The following is a 19082-nucleotide window of genomic DNA, read 5'->3' as shown; positions in this document are numbered from 1 at the left end:
GCGCTACGGGGGTCGCCATGCGCTTTCCTTGTCGCCCCCCGGCCGATCTTCAACCGGGGACGCAGCCCTCGGGACCCCACAGTGGCCTCATCCAGGACGAAAGTCAAGAGAGATAGAAGTCCTTGCCGGATGCAGCGGGGGAGCGCCATGGCCGAGGCCCTGGCATCTTCCTCCGGTGCTGCGCAACTTTGTCCGGCCAGCCGCGCTGGCCACCGACGTGCCTCCGTGGGCTCGGGGGTGCTCCCGGACGAAGCTGCTGTCAGCTACCCGCCGCACTGCAAGGACCGGAAGACGAGGCTGGCCGGTGTGCACGCACGTTCAAAAGGACCTTCGGCCCTAAACGCCCGTGAGCTCGGGGTTGAGTGTAGAAGGGGCGGTGCGATAACGGTGGGAGGAGCCCGAAACTGCCGGTAGAGCTGGCCGCGTGGTCAGTCAGGGATCCCACCCCGACGATAGGAGGACACCGTGACTGAAGATAATCCCGCCGGCCCGGGCGCCCCGGACACCATTGTGTTGGTTCACGGTCTCTGGGTGACCCCCCGCAGCTGGGAGAAGTGGGTCGAGCGCTACGAGGGCCGTGGTTACCGGGTGCTCGCGCCCGCCTACCCAGGCTTTGAGGTCGAGGTCGAAGCGCTCAACGAGGATCCCACCCCGATTGAGGCATTGACTATCCCTGCGGTCGTCGAACACCTCGAAGGTGTAGTCGGCGGGCTGGACAGAGCGCCGATCATCATGGGCCACTCGGCAGGAGGCCTCTTTACCCAGATCCTGCTCGATCACGGTTACGGGGCAGCAGGCGTGGTCATAGACTCCGCGCCGGCGGAGGGCGTCAGGGTAACCCCTGTCTCACAGATAAGATCCCTCTTCCCCATATTGAAGAACCCCGCCAACCGCCACAGGGCGGTGGGCTTCACCCCAGAGCAGTTCCACTACGCCTTCGCCAACACCCTAAGCCGGGAAGAGTCGGACAAGGTCTACGAGCGCTACCACATTCCAACGCCTGGCAGCTTCGTGTGGGCCGGGCCCCTCGCCAACTTCACACCTGGACACCAGGACACCTACGTGAACTTCAGGAACGAGGACCGCGCGCCCTTGCTGTTCATAGCGGGTGGAGACGACAACCTCATGCCTCCAGCGGTCAACCAGGCGAACGTCAAGCACTACCGCAACGTCAAGACCACAACCGACTACAAGGAGTTCCCTGGGCGCTCACACTACACAGTGGGGCAGGACGGATGGGAGGAGGTAGCAGACTACGCCCTCGAGTGGGCCGTCGAACACGCGAAGCATCCAGCCGCTGGAACGTAGCCTCAAGCCCGCGGAGGTGCCAAGGATCGGTTCGGGCCGGTGCCCGGCGGCGCAAACCCCGCCGCTGCTCTTCGCTGGGAAGACCTTTCGCCCTGTCACATTTTCCGGATGCATCCGGGCCGTACTTAGCACAACGCGCGCCATCAAATTCCGTTGGCCGGCCAGGCCACCAGCACTGCGACCCAGGGAGTGAACGTGTCAGGAAGCAATCCCGACCCGTATGAGGACAAGATCACTGGCTTGGAGCCTGGAGGCGGAGTGCCGCCAGGGGAGACGCCTCCGGGCGAAGCCTCCACGGGCGGACCGCAGGGTCACGATGAGAACGGCACGAATATGGGCACCCAGATTCTCTGGATGGCGGGCATCGCAGCAGTGGTCCTGTTGTCGCTGCTGTACTTTGTCGGCTACATCGTGGGATTACTCGACTAGCGCGCCCTCGGGACTGCCGGATCGATCACGGACAGGGACAGTCACTGGATGCAGAATTCGTTCCCTTCCGGGTCGAGCATGGCAATGTGCCAGCCGTCGTCACCGTCGAAGACGTTGACGAGCGTGGCTCCGGCGTTCACGCAGCGATCGGCGTGGGCGAGGGCAACGCGGCGTCCCTGCGCGTTGGCCTTCGCACCCAGGCTGACATGTCTAGATGTACCCGGTTCTTCGCCGTCTTTCTTTCGGGGACCGGCTGGAAAAACAAGCGGGGGCCTTTGCCGGCCGGGTCAACAACAGCGGCACGCCACAGCGCCTCCGGGGTGCCTTGGTTCGTGGCAAATTCCGCCGAGCTCGAGAATCCCTCAGGCGGCTCCTGGCCGCTGTAACTGAGGGCCACAGCCCAAAAGCGCGCCATTGACTCTATGTCATAGCAGTCAAAGGTCACCTGGAATGCGGCAGACACACGGGGCCGCCTTTCGTTTCGGATGCAATCACTATGCCATTGGCCTGCGGCCGGGCTGTCACCGACAGGGGCGCATCGTCCGTCCAGAGCCAGCGGTCCGCTTGCTAGCGTCTGGACTGCCCTGACCTTGGTGGTTATGCTCGCCCTGGCATGCGGAAAGAACGAGCACGAGGCACATCAATGGGCTCTCGGATCCGATGAACGGAACGCGAAGTTGATCCAAGCAACCGTCGAGAAAGCCGATTGGACTATCAGATTCACCACCCAGTGACAGCAGGGCAGCGATTCGCCGACAGCCGGTCATCTTCCGTCTGCCGGCGGGAGCCCATCAGTGGGCAGATCCCACTGGTCGGTGACATCTTCAAAAGTATTCTTCGTCAGGTGTCCTTTTGGCGGCACCCCGGTCGTCGTATTTGTGTAGCAACCGAACAGGAGGAGTCATTGTGGAGTACATGCTTTTCATCTGTAGCGATCCCACGGCGCCGGAATATGTGGCTGCCGAGGACAATATTGTGGAATGGGGGGCCGAGATGGAGGCCCGTGGTGTCGCGCTTCACGGGGACCGGCTGCGTCCTGTCGAGGATGCCACTACGGTCACCGTGCGCGGGGGTGAGGTGGTGGTCTCGGATGGGCCGTTCGCGGAGACGAAGGAATGGATCGCCGGCTACGACATCATCGCGTGTGCCGACCTCGATGAGGCCATAGAGGTCGCGTCCAAGCACCCGATGGCCCGGTTCGGCAAGATCGAGATCAGGCCCGTGTGGCCGCTCGGGGAGTAGCCATCCGCCCCGGGGAGGGGGCGGACGGACGGGTCATGGGTGAAGTGTTGCCGGAGCTGACGGACGTGCGGGCCGTCGTCGAGGCCGCCTCCGCTGGTGAGACAGCGCGGATCACGGCAACCCTCATTCGGGTTACGGGCGACTGGAGCCTGGCTGAGGATTGTGTTCAGGATGCGTTCGCCAGGGCCCTCGGGGACTGGCCGGAACACGGCGTTCCCAGGAACCCCGGTGCCTGGCTGACCACCGTGGCCAAGAACAGGGCCATCGACCGCATGCGGAGCGCCGCCAGCGAAAAGAGGGCGGTCCGTGACCTCGCGATTCTCACCGAGCTCGAAGGGATGGGTGGCGACGCCGGCACAGGGACAGCTGATGAGGATGACACCTTGCGGCTGATTCACACCTGCTGCCACCCTGCCCTCCCGCTCGATGCCCGGGTGGCCCTGACCTTGCGCACCGTCGCGGGGCTGACGACCGGTGAGATCGCCCGCGCCTTCCTTGTTCCGGAGGCAACCATGGCCAAACGGCTGGTGCGGGCCCGGGCGAAGATACGCGATGCCGGGATCCCGTACCGCGTGCCGCCTCCGGAGCTCATCTCCGAACGCACGGCCGGGATTCTCGCCGTGTTGTATCTGATGTTTAACGAGGGTTACTCGGCCACCGCCGGCAACTCACTGATCCGCGAACCTCTCGCCCGGGAAGCGATTCGCCTGACCCGGCTGCTGGTTGTGTTGCTCGACGGGTCCCCGCAGGAACCTGAAGCTCTGGGCCTCCTGGCCCTCATGCTGTTCCACCATGCCCGGCGGGAGACGCGAACAGACGCCGCAGGAGACTTGGTGACCCTTGAGGAGCAGGACCGCGGGTTGTGGGACAAGGTTGGGGTCGCGGAGGCTGTGGCCCTGCTGGCGGCTGCTGATCAAATGGGCGTTTCATGCCGTTCGCGGCCGGGTAGCTACCGTGTGCAGGCCGCCATTGCTGCCTGCCATATGTCCGCCCCGGACTCTGGCAGCACTGACTTCGCCCGGGTGGCCCTGCTCTACGACGCCCTTGCCCGGATTGCGCCGTCGCCGGTCGTCGAGCTGAACCGTGCCGTCGCTGTCGCGATGTCCCACGGGCCGGAAGCAGGTCTTGCCCTCATAGACCAACTGGACCGGACACGGTCACTCGATGGCTACTACCTCCTGCCCGCAGCGAAGGCTGATCTCCTGCGCCGCCTTGGCAGAAAGACAGAGGCCAGCTGCGAGTATCAGAGGGCCCGGGACCTCGCTCCCTCCGAGGCCGAGCGCCGCTACCTGACCAAACGCCTGACGGAGATAAACGCCGGGGCCCCGTCCTCACCTGATCCCGGCCTGAACCCGGCAGTACCGCGAAAGGAAATCAAATGAAGCACCTCATGCTGATCCCCAATAACGTTGAGACCTGGAATGCACTCTCCGCGTCCGAGATCGAGGCGATCATGCAGGCGCATACCTCGCTGCAGCAGGAACTTAGGGAATCCGGTGAGTTCGTGGAGGCTCATGAGCTCGGTGAAGAGGCGAAGTTCGTAAGAAATAACGGCAATACCTGCACCGTGACCGACGGGCCTTACCTTGAAACCAAGGAAATCGTGGCCGGATACTACATCGTCGACTGTGTGGACATGGCCCGTGCCGTAGAAATCGCCGGCAAATTCGGCGAGGCCAAGCTTTGGTCGATCGAGATCCGCCGGATCGACCCCTGACAACGACCTAAGCGGCATTCATTGCCGGCTCGACGAGCTGCTGCGTGCAAAGATCAATGACCCTGGCGGAGCTCAGTAAGCGCGTGAGCGTGTCCGTGGTCAACGCGATGGGTTGACCAGTGATGCGCCGCGCACGAAAATGCGAACCATGAGTGATCATCGCAGCCTTTCCGAGCCGGCTCCGTTTACCGCCGATGACTTCGCCGAGCGGTTGCGGCGGGCAGCCCACGCCGCCCAGGATGCCGGGCTCGACGGCATCCTGGTCACTCCCGGACCGGACCTCCTGTACCTGACGGGGTATGCACCCGTGGCCATCACCGAACGCATCACCATGCTCGTCATTCCCGTCGACGCGGAGCCTGCCATGATCGTTCCGAAGCTTGAGCGGCCCGACGCGGAAGCGGCCGCCGGCGCCTCGATTCTGCGGATCACCGACTGGACCGACGGCAGCGACCCCTACACGGAATCTGCGACGCTGATGGCCGGAACCGGACGCTATGCCGTTTCTGACTCGGCCTGGGCCATGCACCTCCTGGGTCTGCAGGATCGACTGCCCAAGTCCTCCTACGTCTCCATGACGACCGCCCTGCCGATGCTTCGGGCGATCAAGGATGACGACGAGATCGAGCGGCTGGCGGCGGCCGGCGCGGCCGCAGACCAGGCGTACGAGGAGATCGTCACCGTGCGGTTCGCTGGGCGCAGCGAGACCGACGTCGGCTCTGATCTCGCGGACCTGCTTCGCCAATTCGGTCATTCGCAGGTGGACTTCACCGTCGTCGGGTCGGGTCCGAACGGCGCCAACCCGCACCACGAGATCGGCCCGCGGATCATCGAGGACGGCGACATGGTGGTGCTCGACTTCGGCGGCCTCAAACACGGCTACGGATCAGACACGACCCGGACTGTGCACGTCGGCGAACCCACCGCGGAGGAACGCGAGGTTCACGACGTCGTCAGACATGCACAGCAGGCCGGGTTCGAGGCCGTGCGGCCCGGCGTGGAGTGCCAGGAGATTGACCGCGTGTCCCGGGCGGTGATCACTGAAGCCGGCTACGGCGACTACTTCATTCACCGTGTCGGTCACGGAATCGGACTGACGACTCACGAGCCGCCGTACATGGTGGAGGGCGAAACCCAGATCCTCCACCCCGGCATGTGCTTCTCAATCGAACCCGGAATCTACCTGCCGGGCAGGTTCGGTGTGCGGATCGAGGACATTGTGACGGTCGTTCCCGACGGCGGACGGCGACTCAACCAGACCTCGCACGAGATGAGAATCGTCCACTAGCTAGCCGGAGGGGTTGCGTAGTGCTCGAGGAAGAGGGCCAGGGACTCGGCCAGGGCGCTGATCTCGGCCGGATCGACGCTCTCGTTCGGTGCGTGGATGAGGGCGAGGGGTTCCTCGACCCCGAGCAGGATGATTTCCGCGTCCGGGTAAGTGTCGGCGAACACGTTGCACAGCGGAATCGATCCACCCTGCCCCAGCGTGACCATGGGCCGCCCGTAGGCCCTCAGCATGGCGGCGCTCATGGCTTCAAAGGCCGGCCCGCCGACTGCCGCCTGAAAGGGTGACCCGATGGCCTCCACGTCCATCGTGACATGGACTCCCCAGGGAGCGGCGGCCCGGAGGTGGTCAGCCAGCGCCGTGTGGGCGTCGGCGGCGGCCATGCCTGGCGGGACGCGCAGGTTCATCCGTGCGGATGCCCGCGGCACGATCGCCGCCGTCGAGCCGGTCACCGGCGGGCAATCGATGCCGAGCACGGTGAGGGCCGGTCGCGCCCAGAGCATGTCCGACACGCTGCCGTCTCCCAACAGCGCGACTCCGTCGAGCACGCCGGCGTCGGACCGGAACTGTTCGGGCGGATAGGGAGCGCCGGCCCAGGTCTGCGTGTTGTCCAGGCCAGTGATCGTCGTGTTGCCTGGCCCGTCCCGGAGGGATGCCAGCATTGAGATCAGCGCCGCGAGCGCGTCGGGGGCTGCACCGCCGAACATGCCGGAGTGAAGTTCGGAGGCCATCGCCTCCACCGTCACCACAACATTGACCATCCCGCGCAGGGTCACGGTCGCCGCGGGGTGTCCCACGGCCGCGTTGCCGGTGTCGCAGACCAGGATGGTGTCGGCACGAAGAAGGTCCGGGTGGCTCGCGACGAACGCCTCGAGCCCACCGGTGCCCTGTTCCTCGGACCCCTCGACCACCAGCTTCAAATTCACGGGCACATCATCGCCGAGCGCCCTGAGTGCAAGCAGATGGGCAAGGATGTTGCCCTTGCAGTCAGCGGCGCCCCGGCCGTACCAGCGGCCTTCCACTTCAGTGAGTACGAAGGGCGGGGTGCGCCATGCCGAATCATCGAGAGGCGGCTGCACATCGTAGTGCGCGTAGAGGAGCACGGTCGGCGCATCGGGATTAGGTCCTGGCCTCGAGCCGACCACCGCGTCAGAGCCGTCCGGCGTCCGCTCCAGGTGGACGTCGGAAAATCCGAGCCCGGCGAACTTGTCCAGCACCCACTGCGCCGCCCTGGCACACTCCTCCGCGGGGAACTGCCGCGCATCCGCCACCGACCGGATGGCCACCAACTCGGCGAGCTCCTCCCATGCCGGAGGCATCAGATCGGCAATCCGGGCGCGCAGGTCCACGGCTCACCCACCGCCCGTGTTGTAGGTCTTGAGGCCGTCAATAAACTGCTGGAATTCAGCCAGTTCGTCCGGGCAGTAGATCTTGATAATCGCGAGCTCGCCCTTGGCGACGCGGTCGTTGGCGATCACCGGCCTGCTTCCGGGCCCGGTGGCACCGTTCGTCAGCTGGCTGTCGAAGGTGGCCCGGCTCAGCGCGCCGTTCGGATTCGCGCAGACCGCGCCGCCGTCGTCGCCTAGCACCCGGGCTATCTGCTCACGTGAGGGTGCCGACCCGCCAGCCGCATTGATCTCCGCTATCAGCTGGTCGGCCTTCGCCAGGGACTGTTGCGTCTCCCTCGCCGACCTGAAGTTCAGCAGTGCGACAAGGGCGAATATCACGAGCAGGATGATGGAAACGATGTAGATGACCGATCGGCCGCGCTTGGTTGAGGACTCAGTCTGCGTGCTCATGACTTCGGGAGCTCCGTCTGCGTTTGTTGGTCGGGCAGCTTCCAGGAGGGCTTGCGGAATCTGTAGAAGAGGAACGGCACAAGCAGGCCGAGCCCCAGTGCGCCGCCGCCGACGATCAGGAAATAGATGAGCGGATCGCCGTTGCCGAACTGCGACGGCGGGACGAACCCGACAAGCAGGGCTGCCAGGGAGGCTGCGAATCCGACGCCGCACAGCCCGATCAGCATCGGTGCCCGGTAGCCACGCGGGTGGTCCGGGTCGTTGCGGCGGAGCCGGACCGCGGCCACGAACATCAGCAGGTACATGATCAGGTAGACCTGCGTGGTGATCACCGAGAAAATCCAGTACGCGCTGGAGACATCCGGGATCAGCGCGTAGCCGAGCGCGATCACGGTGGTGACGAGCCCCTGAACGACGAGGAGGTTTTGCTGGATGCCGTTCTTGTTCAGCTTTTGCAGGAACGGCGGGAGGTAGCCTTCCTCACGCGAGATCAGCAGCAAGCCCTTGGACGGACCGGCCAGCCATGTCAGCATGCCGCCGAGGGAGGCAGCAACCAGCATGATGCCGAGGATCGGTGTGAGGCCCTGCATGTTGAAGGACGCCAACACCGCGTCGAAGGCCTGCATGACACCCGCGGTGAGGGAGAGCTCATCGGCCGGGACGATCCAGCTGATCGCCAGCGCCGGCAGTATGAAGATCAGCAGTACCAGCCCCATGGCCAGGAACATCGATTTCGGGTACTCCTTGGCCGGATCCTTCAGGGAGGACACGTGCACCGCATTCATCTCCATGCCGCTGTAGGACAGGAAGTTGTTCACGATCAGCACCAGACTGGCCAGTCCGGCCCACTCGGGGAAGAAGTTTGCCGCGGTCATCGGAGCGGCGGACGGATTGCCCTGGCCGAGGAAGACCATGCCCAGGATGACGAGCAGGGCGCCCGGGATCAGGGTGCCGATGATCAGGCCGCCGCTGGCCAGGCCTGCCACACCCTTCGTGCCGCGGGATGAGACATACACGCCGGCCCAGTAGAACACCACGATCACCAAGGCCGTCCATACGCCGCTGCTGGCCAGCGCCGGGTTGAAGACGTAGGCGAGTGTGCTCGCGACGAACCCCAGCAGGGTCGGATAGTAGAAAATCGTCATCGCGAACTGGCACCACACCGCCAGGAAGCCCATAGGTTTGGAGATTCCGGACGAGACCCAGTTGTAGACGCCACCCTTCCATCCGGACGCCAGTTCAGCGGACACAAGGGAGGTGGGCAGCAGGAAGACAATCGCGGGAACCACGTAGAGGAACACCGAAGCGAGGCCGTAGACGGCCATGGTCGGGGCCGCTCGGAGACTGGCCACCGAGCTGGTGGTCATCAGGGCCAGAGCCACCCAGGAGATCCACACGGCCGGCGGCGCCTTCGGCAGGGTGGCTGCCTGTTCGCTCACGTAAGCCACACCCTTGGGTGTCCCCTGGTATCTTCCACGGGCCAGGCGGAGCTAAAGCGCCTGGGGCGAACAGTCAACTGCTTGAACATGCCCCTGCCCCCTATCACACAAAGTGCTCGGTGTTTACAGCATGGACCTCGGAATTCGCTGGGACCAGTCTCCATCTCCTCTATACTCGGGGTCCCCGGGGTGCTAATTTACGCGGTTTCGGGTGCGCTTCCAGAGCAGGTCGGTGATCACCGCGGTGATGTTAGACGAGGGCCCAGGACCGGGAAAGGCATATGCCGGGAGAGCCGCCGGCATTGGCGCTTACCCGGCGTTGAAGACGTCCGGGCCGAAGCTGTTCAGGTCGGGTGCTCCCGCGTATCCGAGCCGGGGTACTGAAAAGATGTCCTCGATGCTGGCGAGCAGGCTGAAGTGGTTGTACATCCTGTCCGACGTCGTTCCCCCCTTGGTAAACGGCGAGAGCACCAGCGCGCCGACCCGGCCGCCCGCCGTGCCTCCGGGGACCCCCGGCGGGCCGGAGGTATTGCTTTCGGATTCGTCGAAGGTGATCACCAGCACCCCGTCCTGCTTGAAGGCTGGGGAGTCCAGGATGGCCGGGATCTGCTGCTGCAGCCAGCTGTCGGCACTTTCGAGGCCGCCCGGGCTCCCGTCGACGCAGGGGGTGTCGTGCCCGTCATTGCACAAGTTGGGGGTGATGTAGGAAAGATTCGGTGTCGTGTCCAAGGACTTAAGGTCATCAGCGAAGTGCGTGTAGTCCACAACGTTCTTCTGGCAGTCCGGGGACGATGTAATTTCCTCAAAGTATACGAACGGGTTGTGGCGTGTTGCGTACTGGTCGCCGACCTTCGCGCGCTGGTGATCGTCCTTGGAGCCGGGCTCGGGGTGCTGGCAGGGAGTGCTCATGTCCTCCATGTAGCCCTTCCAGGTCCTGCCGGCGGAAGTGAGTTGGCCTGCAAGTGTGGGAACCGATGCCGGGTACACGCAACCGATGCCCTGCACCTGGCCCGGTTCGGACGTACCGGTTTGTTTGAACTTGGCATATATCGGGCAATCGATGCGTGTCATGACGTTCGAGCCCTGCCCGGAAATCTGGGCCAGGTAGTCGGGATTGGAGTTGTGCGCCGTCCCGTAATACTGGGTCAGCAGCACGCCTTGCGCGCGTAGGGTCTTCGACAAATAGGTGGCCGCCGAGTTGGTGCCCCAGACGTCGTCGTAGTCCTTGTTCTCCAGGTTGATCACGAAGACGTGACCGGGCTTCCCCGGGGGCCGTGGGGATTGGGACGTTGCTGTGCTCTGGCCCGGCGAGGGTCCGCCTCCCGGCGTTGAGGGCTCACAGGCGGTGGCCGCAACAGCGAGGATGGCAGCCAGAAGCAGTACCGCCGGCCGCCGTGCCGCACGGTTCAACCCCAGGAAATTTGAAACATTCCGGCTCATCGGTTCTGGCTTTCTATCAGTCGTTGGCGTGCCCTGCGAACCACCGGACTACGCGGGAGACCCGGGAACCTATCGACAGCGCTGAAACCACGTACCGGGTGTGATCATGGCACAAAACCGGCCTTCCCTGAAGAGAAGTTCATGGATGGGCCGCCGGATTCAGGGCGCTGCCATGACCGGATCATCTTCCCCGGATGAGGTCCCCGCCCACGGTACGGGCAGACAATGGTCGGACTTGCGTGTGGCGGGTCCGGCTGCCGCAATCCATTTCGGAAAGGAGCCCCCAGTGGCCAGAGCACGCCCGATCCTTGCAGGACCGATCGCAGCAGGAGTAGCCATCGCACTGCTCACCGGTTGCGGCGCATCCAGCCCCGGCACCAGCGTCAGCAGCGCCAGAGCGGAGAAGAACGTTTCGCAGGCCTGCGCTGCTGCAAGCGCCTTCGCCGCGTCCCTGACAAATTTCAAACAAACACTAAAACCGGGCGCCACGATAGACCAGATCAAATCGGCACGAGAACAGGTCGCGAAGACCTACGACGACCTGGTCAAGGCCGGCCAGGACGTGGCCAAAGACGAGATGGACGCCCTAAAGACGGCAGAAAACAAGTTCGACGCGGCCGTCAGAGCCGTCCCGGATGACGCCACCCTGACCCAGGCGGCCGCCTCACTGCGGGACGACGCCGCCAACGTCCAGGCCGCAGTCAGCGACCTCCAGACGGCGACCAAATGCTGACTCCCAGGCCTCTCCCGGGAGGCCAGCTGCCAGCCTCGGACCCGCCCAGGCCGAGTTCCCGTACAACAGCGTTCTTACCGAAAGCAGGGAAGTTGACATGAGTTTCTGGGAAGACTTTTGGGATATTTTCTGGTGGTTCTTCGTCGTTTACGCGGTCATCGCCTTCCTCTGGGCGTTCTTCGTAGTCATCGGCGACCTGTTCCGCGACGACCAACTGAGTGGCTGGTGGAAAGCCCTCTGGATCCTCTTCCTGGTCTTCGTGCCCTTGCTGGGCGTGTTGGTCTACTTGATTGCCCGCGGTAAGGGATTGACGGAGCGGTCCATGGAACGGGCACGGGCGAACCGGGAGGCCTCGGATGCCAACATTCGCAGCGTCGCTACAGCGAGTCCGAGCGAGGAGATCGCCAAGGCCACGGCTCTTCGGGACTCCGGGACTATAAGCGCTGACGAGTTTGAGAAGATCAAGGGCAAAGTACTGGCCTGACAGCCAAGAATTCCTACGGGGCGGAGACGCTGATCAAGGCCCGGCAATCCACGGTATGCGAACGCGGGCGTGGAATCCTCACCGGGCCGGAAGACCGTGGACTTTCCCGTTCCGGCTGTTCGAAAATCAATATGTGCCCCTGACCGAGCAGTACGGGCTCTTCTTCGAACGCGACCTCCCGCCGCGTCGTTCCCTGCGCACCGCCTGGTTGCTGGCGTTGTTCCTGGGCTTCACCGGCGCGGACCGGTTCTACCTTCACAAGCCTGTCACCGGCACCCTGAAGCTGTTGACGCTCGGGGGAGCGGGCATCTGGTGGCTCATTGACCTGTTCCGGATCACCAACGAATTCGCCGCAGACGGTGCATCCATGCCACTTTTGGGGACCAACTCCCAGCGCCGCGGCCTGCGCCTGGCCTCGATCGCCGTGGCCGCCGCCCTCGTGGGTGAGGTGGTCTACGTCACCGCGGCCCCCGTCACCGGGACAATCACGGCCACTGTTACCGGCCTGAACGAACTGCTGAACCCGGCCCCGCCGCCACCGGTGAAAGAGTTGGTCACGGTCGCGGAGGCCTCCGCCACCAAACCCCCTGGGCCGGTGGTGACGGTAACCGGCAACCTCCACATTGAGTACACCTTCACGGGGCCGGCCGTCGTCTACCTGCAGCCCGCGAAAGGACCCGCCCTCACCGTTCTCTCCCTGGTCAAGGCCCGTGCCGGGGCGATCGGCGTCACCCTGCGGCCGGGGATCTACACACTGATCATCAGCACTACGGGCACCCTCTGGCACCTCACGGCCGCGGAATACCGGCTTCCCCGGTAGCAAGTGCGCTATGGGCCGACGCGGGAGGTGCCCCCGAGTCTTCCATATGGCGCGTCCATGGCCGAATCAGCCGGCCCCCACCGTGCCGACCATGGACGGAACCCAAATGAGAACGGCCGGGCACGCTGTGGGCGTGACCGGCCGTTGTTCGGGAGTTATTCGGGGTGGATTTACGACCGCGATTCAGTAAGAGCCGGTGCGTTCTCCAAACGTTGCGCTGGCGGTTGTGCGCGCCGGTTGAGCCACATCTCGAAGACGTCGCTGGTGTGCCATTCGAAGGAGGCGAGCACTGGTGTGCCGTTCTCGTCGTAGTCGACCTCGTCGAAGTAGAGCAGAGGGACGCCGTCCTTGACCTGCAGTTGCGCGGTTTCTGGGGGTCCGGCGAGGACGGGGAGGAGCTTGGCCCGGCCGTTTCTGACCCCGTGATTGAGGTTTTCGAGCAGGTCGAACAGCGACGGGCCTAGGTTGCCCCGGATCGCTTCGGGCACGAGGGCCAGCGGCACCCGGTCCACGCTGTAGACGACGGGGCGGTCATCGGCGAACCGGACCCGTTCGACGACCACGACCGCGGCTCCGCGGTCCAGGCGGAGCCGGGCTCGGTCGCTGTCGTCTGCGGGCTGCACGCTTTGTGAGATGATCCGGATGCTGGGGGTGAACCCGGCGGCCTGGATCATCGCGGTGTAGCTGACGTTTAGGTCCAGGGCGTGGCGCTGCGGGACCCGGGTGACGTAGGTTCCCTTGCCGTGGAGGCGGGAGAGGTACCCGGCGTCGATCAGGGCCCGGTAGCCTTCGCGGACGGTGGCCCGGCTGACGGCGAACTTCACGGACATTTCGTCTTCGTTGGGGAGCCGGTCGCCGACCACATACGTGCCGTTGCTGATGAGCTCGGTGAGTTCATCTCGAACCTGTTCTGCAAGATTTGGCCGGCGACTTGCCATGGTGTCCTCCCTGTGACGATGATTCCAGTGTACTGGCGGCCGGGTTAGACCCTGGCGCCGTCGTGCGCGAAAGCCAGCGCGGTGCGGACCTGGGACACGACATCCTTCTCACCGGGGAGCTTGCCGTCGAAGATGGCCGCGCCGATGGTGAAGCCCCAGACGCCGGCTTCGGCGAGTCCGCGGATCTGGGCCTCGGTCACGACCGAGCCCGCGGCGATGGTGGGCCCGTCGACGACCTTCGCGACGGCGGCGGTGAGTTCCAGCGGGTCAACGGAGGCGTGGCGGTAGGCGAGCAGGTCCACGCCGTGGACGCCGTCCATTTTGGAGAGTTCGGCGGCGTGCGCGGTGATCTCCTCGATGGAGCCCAGCAGCGCGCTGGGGTGCCCGGCGACGCGGCCCGGGAAGGGGGCGAACTTGATGCCGGTGCCGGCGAGCTTTTCGACGGCTTCGGCGGCGAACTTGCCGCCCACGATCCAGTCCACGCCGGCGGCGATGGCGGCGTCCACGGATGCCATCTCATCGGCCTTGTCCACCGAGACGATCTCCAGGTAGACCACGAGTCCTGCGGCGTGCGCGGCGGCGGTCAGCTCGCGGGCCTTCTCCGGGGTGGCGCCGACGTCCTTGAAACCGATGTGGCGCAGCCCGGTGTCCTTGACCTGCTCGAGAACCTCGAGGGCGTTGTCGACGGTGCGGTCGTTGTGGGTCAGCATGAAGATGAATTCAGACATTGTTTTGTTCTTTCTTGGTGTTTGGTGTGGAACGTATTCGGGGTTGGGCGTTGAAGGTTGGGGCTTGTTAGGTACTTGGTGCCCCGGCGCGGTCAGGCTGCGATGAGCCCGCGGACGTCGTCGAGGACGTGGGTTGGGTGGATCGTTGAAGCGGCGAGATGGTCATTCGTTGTCGCCCCGGACATCACGAGTGCCGAGGCCATGCCGGCGTTCAGGCCCATGGCGACGTCGGTCAGCAGCCGGTCACCGACCATGACGGCCTGGTCGGCCGGAACTCCGAGCCGGTGCAGGAAGGCGTTGGCCATGTGGACGCTCGGCTTGCCGACAATCGCCTCGGCACGGCCGCCGGTGCAGGCCTCGATTGCTGCGAGCATGGCTGCGCAATCGGGGAGGCCTCCGTCCGGGGTGGGGCAGTACGGGTCGGGGTTCGTGGCCACAATGACGGCGCCGGCGTTGACCGCCTGGTATGCCCTGGTGAGTTTGTCGTAGTCGAAGGTCCGGTCGAAGGACACGACGACGACGTCGGTCTCCGCCGGGTTTTCGGTCACGGTGAACCCGGCGCAGCGCAGCGAGTCGATGAGGACCGGCTCGCCCACCGCAAGGACCCGGGCCCCGGGATGCCGGTCGGCCAGGTACAGGGTCAGGGCGTCCAGGGCCGAGATCACATCTTCTGCAACTGCCGGGATGCCCAGCTTGGTCAGCTTCGCCGCGTAGGCCTCGGCGGTCTCGAGGGGTTTGTTCGTCACAAACACCACCCGGGCGCCGGATTCGCGCAGCGCTGCCACGACGGCGTCCGCGCCCTCGATGAGGTCATCACCGAGATACAGGGTGCCGTCCAGGTCGAAGGCGTAGCCCCGGTACAGCGGGGTTGTCGCGGGCCGGGTCGCTTCTTCTTTGGCCAGTAGTTGAACGGGCATCTTTGCCCTCCTTTCGGCTCTTGTGGAGCCTCTAATACAAGTCTAACGTTAGACGTCTGACGACTCAAGTTTGAATGCGGTCTTGCTGAAACTTTTGTGCGGTAAGGCGGTGGGGTGCCGGGCGGGGGCTGCTGGGTTGCAGCGGCCCCCGCCGGGCGGTCAGACCTGTTGGGTCAGGCTTCTTCGGTCAGAGCGTGATCGGTCAGTGCCAGTTCTTCTTCGGCGGTGTAGTTGCCGACCCGCTTGCGGCCGACGGCGAAGTAGTAGGCCATGAACAGGGCCACCATGACTGCGGCGATGACGAATGCGAGCGGGAAGCTGACCAGAGCGGCGGGGATCAGGATCCCGGCCAGGACCAGGGCGATCCACATGGTGACGCGTCCGCCGCGGGCCTTGTAGGGGCGGTGCAGCTCGGGGCGCTTCTTCCGCAACACCAGGGCCGCCGCCATCATCAGCATGTAGGACACAGCCGCGACGAGCACCGACAGGGTGACCAGGACCGGGATGGCGTCCGGGAGGATGGTGGCGCCGAGGACGACGAAGACGAAGCCGACGATGCCGGGGACGACGAGCGAGCCGATCGGGGCGTGGTGCTTGTTGAGCTTGGACAGCCACGCCGGCAGGTAGCCGGCCCGGGAGAGAGCGAAGGTCTGGCGTGAGTAGGCAATAACGATCGCGTGGAATGAGGCGACCAGGGCCGCGAGGCTGAAGCTGGCGATCACCGGGACGATCCAGGTCTGGGAGCCCACGACGTTGGACAGGGCCACGGTCAGCGGGGCAGCGGCTCCGGGGAAGTCGGACCCGCCGACGCCGGCGGCGACAGTGAGGGTGCCGATGCCGACCACGGCGAGGGTGATGAAGGCCATGATCAGGGCTTTGGGGATGTCCTTGGCGGGGTTCTTGGTCTCCTCCGCCGCCATCGGGAGGCTTTCGATGGCGAAGAAGAACCAGGCGGCGAGCGGCAGGGTGGCCCAGAGGCCGCCAATGCCGTTGGGCAGGATGGCACCGCCGGAGTAGGCGTTCAGGTTATCCAGTGACATCTTCGGAGCACCGATGACCATGAAGACAATGAGGCCGATGACCGCGACGGCAGTGAACACGAACTCGATCTTCATGGAGTTACCGGCACCCAGCAGGTGGACCACCGTGGAGCCGATGTAGAGGACCGCGGCGCTGACCAGGATCGGTACGTCGGGGAAGAGGACTTGGACGTAGGCGCCGACGGTCAGGGCCACTGCGACCGGGGCAAATACGAATTCGAGAAGAACGCTCACCCCGGCGAGGTATCCCCAGACCCGGCCGAGGGCTGTGCGGACGTAGGCGTAGGCTCCGCCGGCATGCGGTACTGCTGCAGACAGTTCGCCGATGACCGTTGAGAGGCCGGCGTAGAGCAGGCCCATGATGGCGATCGCGATCAGGTAGCCCCAGTAGCCGGTGAGTCCGAGGCCTGCGTTCCAACCGTAGTAGTCGCCGGAGATTACGGCGCCGACGCCGATGCCCCACAGCAGTACGGGTCCTGCCACTTTGGTGAGGTGTTTCTTCTTGCCCTCCGCCTGCACGGGGGGAGTTGTAACTGTTTGTGACACTGACCTGCTCCTTTGCGGGTTGTATCAATCATCGGCACCACGGGACATGGACCGTCTGATATTTGGCGAGGAAGCCCCGGGGACAATCCGTGGCTGGGTGGCGGCTGGAACATCAACGTTCCGGCGCCGGGGTGATACGAACGGCTGCCGGCGGGCGGCGGCCTGGTTCTTCTCTGACGTCTTCGGCAGGGAACTTGTCCGGAACGGGCCTTCGTGGCCCTCTTCATCAAGCATACCAAGTCGTTAGACGTCTAACAAGAAAAAGTTTTCACGAGTTTACCGGGATTGGTTCTGCCCGGAGTGGTGGTGCTTATGGTGACGTCGGCGAAGCCAGTGAATCAGCGACGTCACCGGGAGCTGGCCGGCGGGACCGCGGGATGCCGGGCTTGAACATTAGGGGCCCGGCACCGCGGTGGTTACAAGCGGACGCCGGCCGCCGCGTGAGTGGCAGGCGTGGCATTCCTCATGACGGCATTGGCAGAGAAATCGTTGGGTAGAGAGGTCGCTTCCCGTTGGAGGCGCACAAACTCCTGATAGTGCTCCAGTTCGTCGTCGACCTCTTGTGCAGTCCAACCCATGGCCGGGGCCACGGCGCGGGCGACCTCGGACGCGGCCTCTTCGCCGAAGTCCTTGGATTCGATGGAAATGCGCAAGCGGCGCTCAAGGATGTCCTCCAGGTGAAGGGCGCCCTCGTGCGTGACCGCGTATAGCGCTTCTGCCAGAAGGGCGCCGCCACCGCCGTAAATCTCCAGCCCGAGCACTGGGTTCTCAGCCACAGGCTTCAAGACCTCTGTCGCCATGTTTCCGTAGCGACCGACCAAGCGTGCTGCGTGACTGGGCGGCAGCCCGAGGGTTTCGAGCACGTAGGCGCAGACGCTTTCAACATCGGCGGCAACGAATTTCTCGGCGCCGAGAAGGGGTAGGTCCAGCGTTTGCGAGGGGCGGGCAGTAATCCGCCCCTTTGTCGCCGCGTCCACAGCGTCTTTTGCCATGACGCGGTATGTGGTGAGTTTGCCGCCGGCGATGACCGCGATGCCCTCGTGGGGCACGTCAACCACGTGTTCCCTGCTCAGTTGCGCCGTGGAGCCTGCCGTGCCTTTCACCAGCGGGCGGAGTCCGGCGTAGACGCCGAGAATATCCTCGTGGACGATCGGGAATTCGAGCACCTTGTTGACATGATCGAGCAGGTACTGAACGTCGGCGGAGGTGGCGGAGGGGTTCGTCTTTCCGAGGTCCCATGGCGTGTCGGTAGTGCCGATGATCCAGTAGTTCCCCCAGGGGATGACGAAAAGGACGCTGGCCCCTGCCCGCAGGATCAATCCCATCGTTGACGGGAAACGATCACGGTCAACGAGGATATGAACGCCCTTGGACATGGTCACTTCCACTGCAGAGTCGATGCCGATCATGGTTTGCGATTCGGCAGTCCACACGCCCGTGGCATTGATGATGGAGCGTGCCTGCACCTCGAACCGCTCGCCTGTCTCTTCATCCGAGACGAGCACCGTATGGTTTGCGCTGCCGGTGCCGGGCAAGATCTCCGCGGCGCCGGCGCGATTCATGGCATGGACGCCCCGTGACACCGCAGTGCGAACGATGGTTGCGACCAGCCTGGCGTCATCGACCTGGGCATCAAAGTAGCTGATTCCTCCGCGGCAAGCAGCGCGGTTCAGGCCCGGCAGTTCAGCCCGGACACGCTTGCGGCTGAGGTGACGATGCAATCCAACGCCCGGGTGCCGGCCGCCTGCATAGCTGAACAGGTCATACAGGGCCATCCCGGCACCCACGTACAGCCGCTCAATCAACGGGGTGGTGACGGGATAGAGAAACGAGACAGGCTTTACCAGGTGGGGTGCGATTCTTCGCAAGAGAAGCCCGCGCTCCACAAGGGCTTCCTTGACCAGCTTGAAGTTGAGCTGCTCCAGGTAGCGGATTCCCCCGTGCACCAACTTGGAGGACCGGCTGGAGGTCCCGCTGGCCCAGTCGCTCTTCTCGATAATGCCGACCGTGAGTCCCCGCGATGCTGCGTCCAATGCCGCACCCGCGCCGACAACGCCGCCGCCAATAACAAGCACGTCGAGCACCTGTGACTTCATCGCGGCGCGGGCTGATTCGCGTTGCGCAATGTTGAGTCGCCCGGTTCCGGGGGGAGTGGCGGACTTGCTCATTCTGGCCTCCAAGGGTCTGCCTGCCTTCGCCGGCAGGTCTCAATAGGGA

The 19082-nt window shown here is 64.5% G+C and carries 18 protein-coding genes and 1 pseudogene; 9 read left to right on the top strand and 10 right to left on the bottom strand.

The features are described 5' to 3' along the window. Nucleotides 1-465 precede the first annotated feature (465 nt). The gene (locus AC1DEY_RS01535; RefSeq protein WP_476866466.1) at nucleotides 466-1308 is read left to right on the top strand and encodes an alpha/beta hydrolase; all 843 of its coding nucleotides are present in this window, start codon (nucleotides 466-468) and stop codon (nucleotides 1306-1308) included. Nucleotides 1309-1503: 195 nt separating this feature from the next. Then, complete coding sequence (locus AC1DEY_RS01530) at nucleotides 1504-1737, top strand: DUF6480 family protein (protein ID WP_476866465.1); 234 nt, start codon at nucleotides 1504-1506, stop codon at nucleotides 1735-1737. A 41-nt stretch (nucleotides 1738-1778) separates the two neighbouring features. Here the strand turns inward: AC1DEY_RS01530 and AC1DEY_RS01525 are convergent. Beyond that, a pseudogene (locus AC1DEY_RS01525) lies at nucleotides 1779-2152 on the bottom strand (VOC family protein). Between the two features lie 500 nt (nucleotides 2153-2652). Between AC1DEY_RS01525 and AC1DEY_RS01520 the strand changes: the two are divergent. From AC1DEY_RS01520 to AC1DEY_RS01505, 4 genes are all read left to right on the top strand, one after another. Continuing rightward, nucleotides 2653-2979, top strand: a complete 327-nt coding sequence (locus AC1DEY_RS01520) for a YciI family protein (RefSeq protein WP_476866464.1) — start codon at nucleotides 2653-2655, stop codon at nucleotides 2977-2979. Between the two features lie 35 nt (nucleotides 2980-3014). Next, nucleotides 3015-4361, top strand: a complete 1347-nt coding sequence (locus AC1DEY_RS01515) for an RNA polymerase sigma factor (RefSeq protein WP_476866463.1) — start codon at nucleotides 3015-3017, stop codon at nucleotides 4359-4361. Further along, nucleotides 4358-4696 carry a YciI family protein gene (locus AC1DEY_RS01510; RefSeq protein ID WP_476866462.1) on the top strand — a complete coding sequence of 113 codons (339 nt, stop codon included), beginning with the start codon at nucleotides 4358-4360 and terminating at the stop codon, nucleotides 4694-4696. The genes AC1DEY_RS01515 and AC1DEY_RS01510 overlap by 4 nt, the downstream gene beginning before the upstream one ends. Before the next feature lie 148 nt (nucleotides 4697-4844). Next, nucleotides 4845-5984, top strand: a complete 1140-nt coding sequence (locus tag AC1DEY_RS01505; protein WP_476866461.1) for an aminopeptidase P family protein — start codon at nucleotides 4845-4847, stop codon at nucleotides 5982-5984. On the opposite strand, the gene AC1DEY_RS01500 is transcribed toward AC1DEY_RS01505, so the two are convergent. The 4 genes from AC1DEY_RS01500 to AC1DEY_RS01485 form a co-directional block, all read right to left on the bottom strand. Next, complete coding sequence (locus AC1DEY_RS01500) at nucleotides 5981-7330, bottom strand: M20/M25/M40 family metallo-hydrolase (protein ID WP_476866460.1); 1350 nt, start codon at nucleotides 7328-7330, stop codon at nucleotides 5981-5983. The genes AC1DEY_RS01505 and AC1DEY_RS01500 overlap by 4 nt on opposite strands. Before the next feature lie 3 nt (nucleotides 7331-7333). Next, nucleotides 7334-7780, bottom strand: a complete 447-nt coding sequence (locus AC1DEY_RS01495; protein WP_476866459.1) for a hypothetical protein — start codon at nucleotides 7778-7780, stop codon at nucleotides 7334-7336. Next, complete coding sequence (gene gadC / locus AC1DEY_RS01490; protein ID WP_476866458.1) at nucleotides 7777-9219, bottom strand: glutamate/gamma-aminobutyrate antiporter GadC; 1443 nt, start codon at nucleotides 9217-9219, stop codon at nucleotides 7777-7779. Before gadC ends, AC1DEY_RS01495 begins: the two co-directional genes overlap by 4 nt. A gap of 309 nt (nucleotides 9220-9528) precedes the next feature. Further along, nucleotides 9529-10464 (bottom strand): alkaline phosphatase family protein, encoded by a 936-nt coding sequence (locus AC1DEY_RS01485; RefSeq protein ID WP_476866457.1) that lies wholly within the window; start codon nucleotides 10462-10464, stop codon nucleotides 9529-9531. A 481-nt stretch (nucleotides 10465-10945) separates the two neighbouring features. Between AC1DEY_RS01485 and AC1DEY_RS01480 the strand changes: the two genes are divergently transcribed. The 3 genes from AC1DEY_RS01480 (at nucleotide 10946) to AC1DEY_RS01470 (ending at nucleotide 12696) form a co-directional block, all read left to right on the top strand. Further along, nucleotides 10946-11392: a hypothetical protein gene (locus AC1DEY_RS01480; RefSeq protein ID WP_476866456.1), complete on the top strand. Its 447-nt coding sequence runs from the start codon at nucleotides 10946-10948 to the stop codon at nucleotides 11390-11392. 97 nt (nucleotides 11393-11489) lie between these two features. Continuing rightward, a complete protein-coding gene (locus tag AC1DEY_RS01475; RefSeq protein ID WP_476866455.1) occupies nucleotides 11490-11876 on the top strand; it encodes a PLDc N-terminal domain-containing protein in 387 nt (128 codons plus the stop codon). Nucleotides 11877-12009: 133 nt separating this feature from the next. After that, nucleotides 12010-12696 carry a TM2 domain-containing protein gene (locus AC1DEY_RS01470; protein ID WP_476866454.1) on the top strand — a complete coding sequence of 229 codons (687 nt, stop codon included), beginning with the start codon at nucleotides 12010-12012 and terminating at the stop codon, nucleotides 12694-12696. Nucleotides 12697-12866: 170 nt separating this feature from the next. Here AC1DEY_RS01470 and AC1DEY_RS01465 read toward each other — a convergent pair whose 3' ends face one another. From AC1DEY_RS01465 to AC1DEY_RS01445, 5 genes are all read right to left on the bottom strand, one after another. Then, entirely contained in the window at nucleotides 12867-13634 is a 768-nt protein-coding gene (locus tag AC1DEY_RS01465) for a GntR family transcriptional regulator (RefSeq protein WP_476866453.1), read from the bottom strand. 44 nt (nucleotides 13635-13678) lie between these two features. Beyond that, a complete protein-coding gene (locus AC1DEY_RS01460; RefSeq protein WP_476866452.1) occupies nucleotides 13679-14362 on the bottom strand; it encodes a hypothetical protein in 684 nt (227 codons plus the stop codon). A 92-nt stretch (nucleotides 14363-14454) separates the two neighbouring features. Further along, nucleotides 14455-15279: an HAD-IIA family hydrolase gene (locus AC1DEY_RS01455; protein WP_476866451.1), complete on the bottom strand. Its 825-nt coding sequence runs from the start codon at nucleotides 15277-15279 to the stop codon at nucleotides 14455-14457. Between the two features lie 173 nt (nucleotides 15280-15452). Further along, nucleotides 15453-16865 carry an ethanolamine permease gene (eat, locus tag AC1DEY_RS01450; RefSeq protein WP_476866450.1) on the bottom strand — a complete coding sequence of 471 codons (1413 nt, stop codon included), beginning with the start codon at nucleotides 16863-16865 and terminating at the stop codon, nucleotides 15453-15455. Between the two features lie 416 nt (nucleotides 16866-17281). Continuing rightward, complete coding sequence (locus AC1DEY_RS01445; protein ID WP_476866449.1) at nucleotides 17282-19033, bottom strand: glycerol-3-phosphate dehydrogenase/oxidase; 1752 nt, start codon at nucleotides 19031-19033, stop codon at nucleotides 17282-17284. Between the last annotated feature and the right edge of the window lie 49 nt (nucleotides 19034-19082).

It is taken from the genome of Arthrobacter sp. 05T47 (assembly GCF_056395825.1).
Note: the sequence above shows the minus strand (reverse complement) of the source record. Positions and strands in the feature narration are given on the sequence as shown.

Excerpts from the sequence above, each read along its gene's own strand:
- AC1DEY_RS01520 (WP_476866464.1), top strand. The coding sequence starts at position 2,653 with ATGCTTTTCATCTGTAGCGATCCCACGGCGCCGGAATATGTGGCTGCC.
- AC1DEY_RS01515 (WP_476866463.1), top strand. The coding sequence starts at position 3,015 with ATGGGTGAAGTGTTGCCGGAGCTGACGGACGTGCGGGCCGTCGTCGAG.
- AC1DEY_RS01510 (WP_476866462.1), top strand. The coding sequence starts at position 4,358 with ATGAAGCACCTCATGCTGATCCCCAATAACGTTGAGACCTGGAATGCA.
- AC1DEY_RS01505 (WP_476866461.1), top strand. The coding sequence starts at position 4,845 with ATGAGTGATCATCGCAGCCTTTCCGAGCCGGCTCCGTTTACCGCCGAT.
- AC1DEY_RS01495 (WP_476866459.1), bottom strand. The coding sequence starts at position 7,780 with ATGAGCACGCAGACTGAGTCCTCAACCAAGCGCGGCCGATCGGTCATC.
- AC1DEY_RS01475 (WP_476866455.1), top strand. The coding sequence starts at position 11,490 with ATGAGTTTCTGGGAAGACTTTTGGGATATTTTCTGGTGGTTCTTCGTC.
- AC1DEY_RS01465 (WP_476866453.1), bottom strand. The coding sequence starts at position 13,634 with ATGGCAAGTCGCCGGCCAAATCTTGCAGAACAGGTTCGAGATGAACTC.
- AC1DEY_RS01460 (WP_476866452.1), bottom strand. The coding sequence starts at position 14,362 with ATGTCTGAATTCATCTTCATGCTGACCCACAACGACCGCACCGTCGAC.
- AC1DEY_RS01455 (WP_476866451.1), bottom strand. The coding sequence starts at position 15,279 with ATGCCCGTTCAACTACTGGCCAAAGAAGAAGCGACCCGGCCCGCGACA.
- AC1DEY_RS01445 (WP_476866449.1), bottom strand. The coding sequence starts at position 19,033 with ATGAGCAAGTCCGCCACTCCCCCCGGAACCGGGCGACTCAACATTGCG.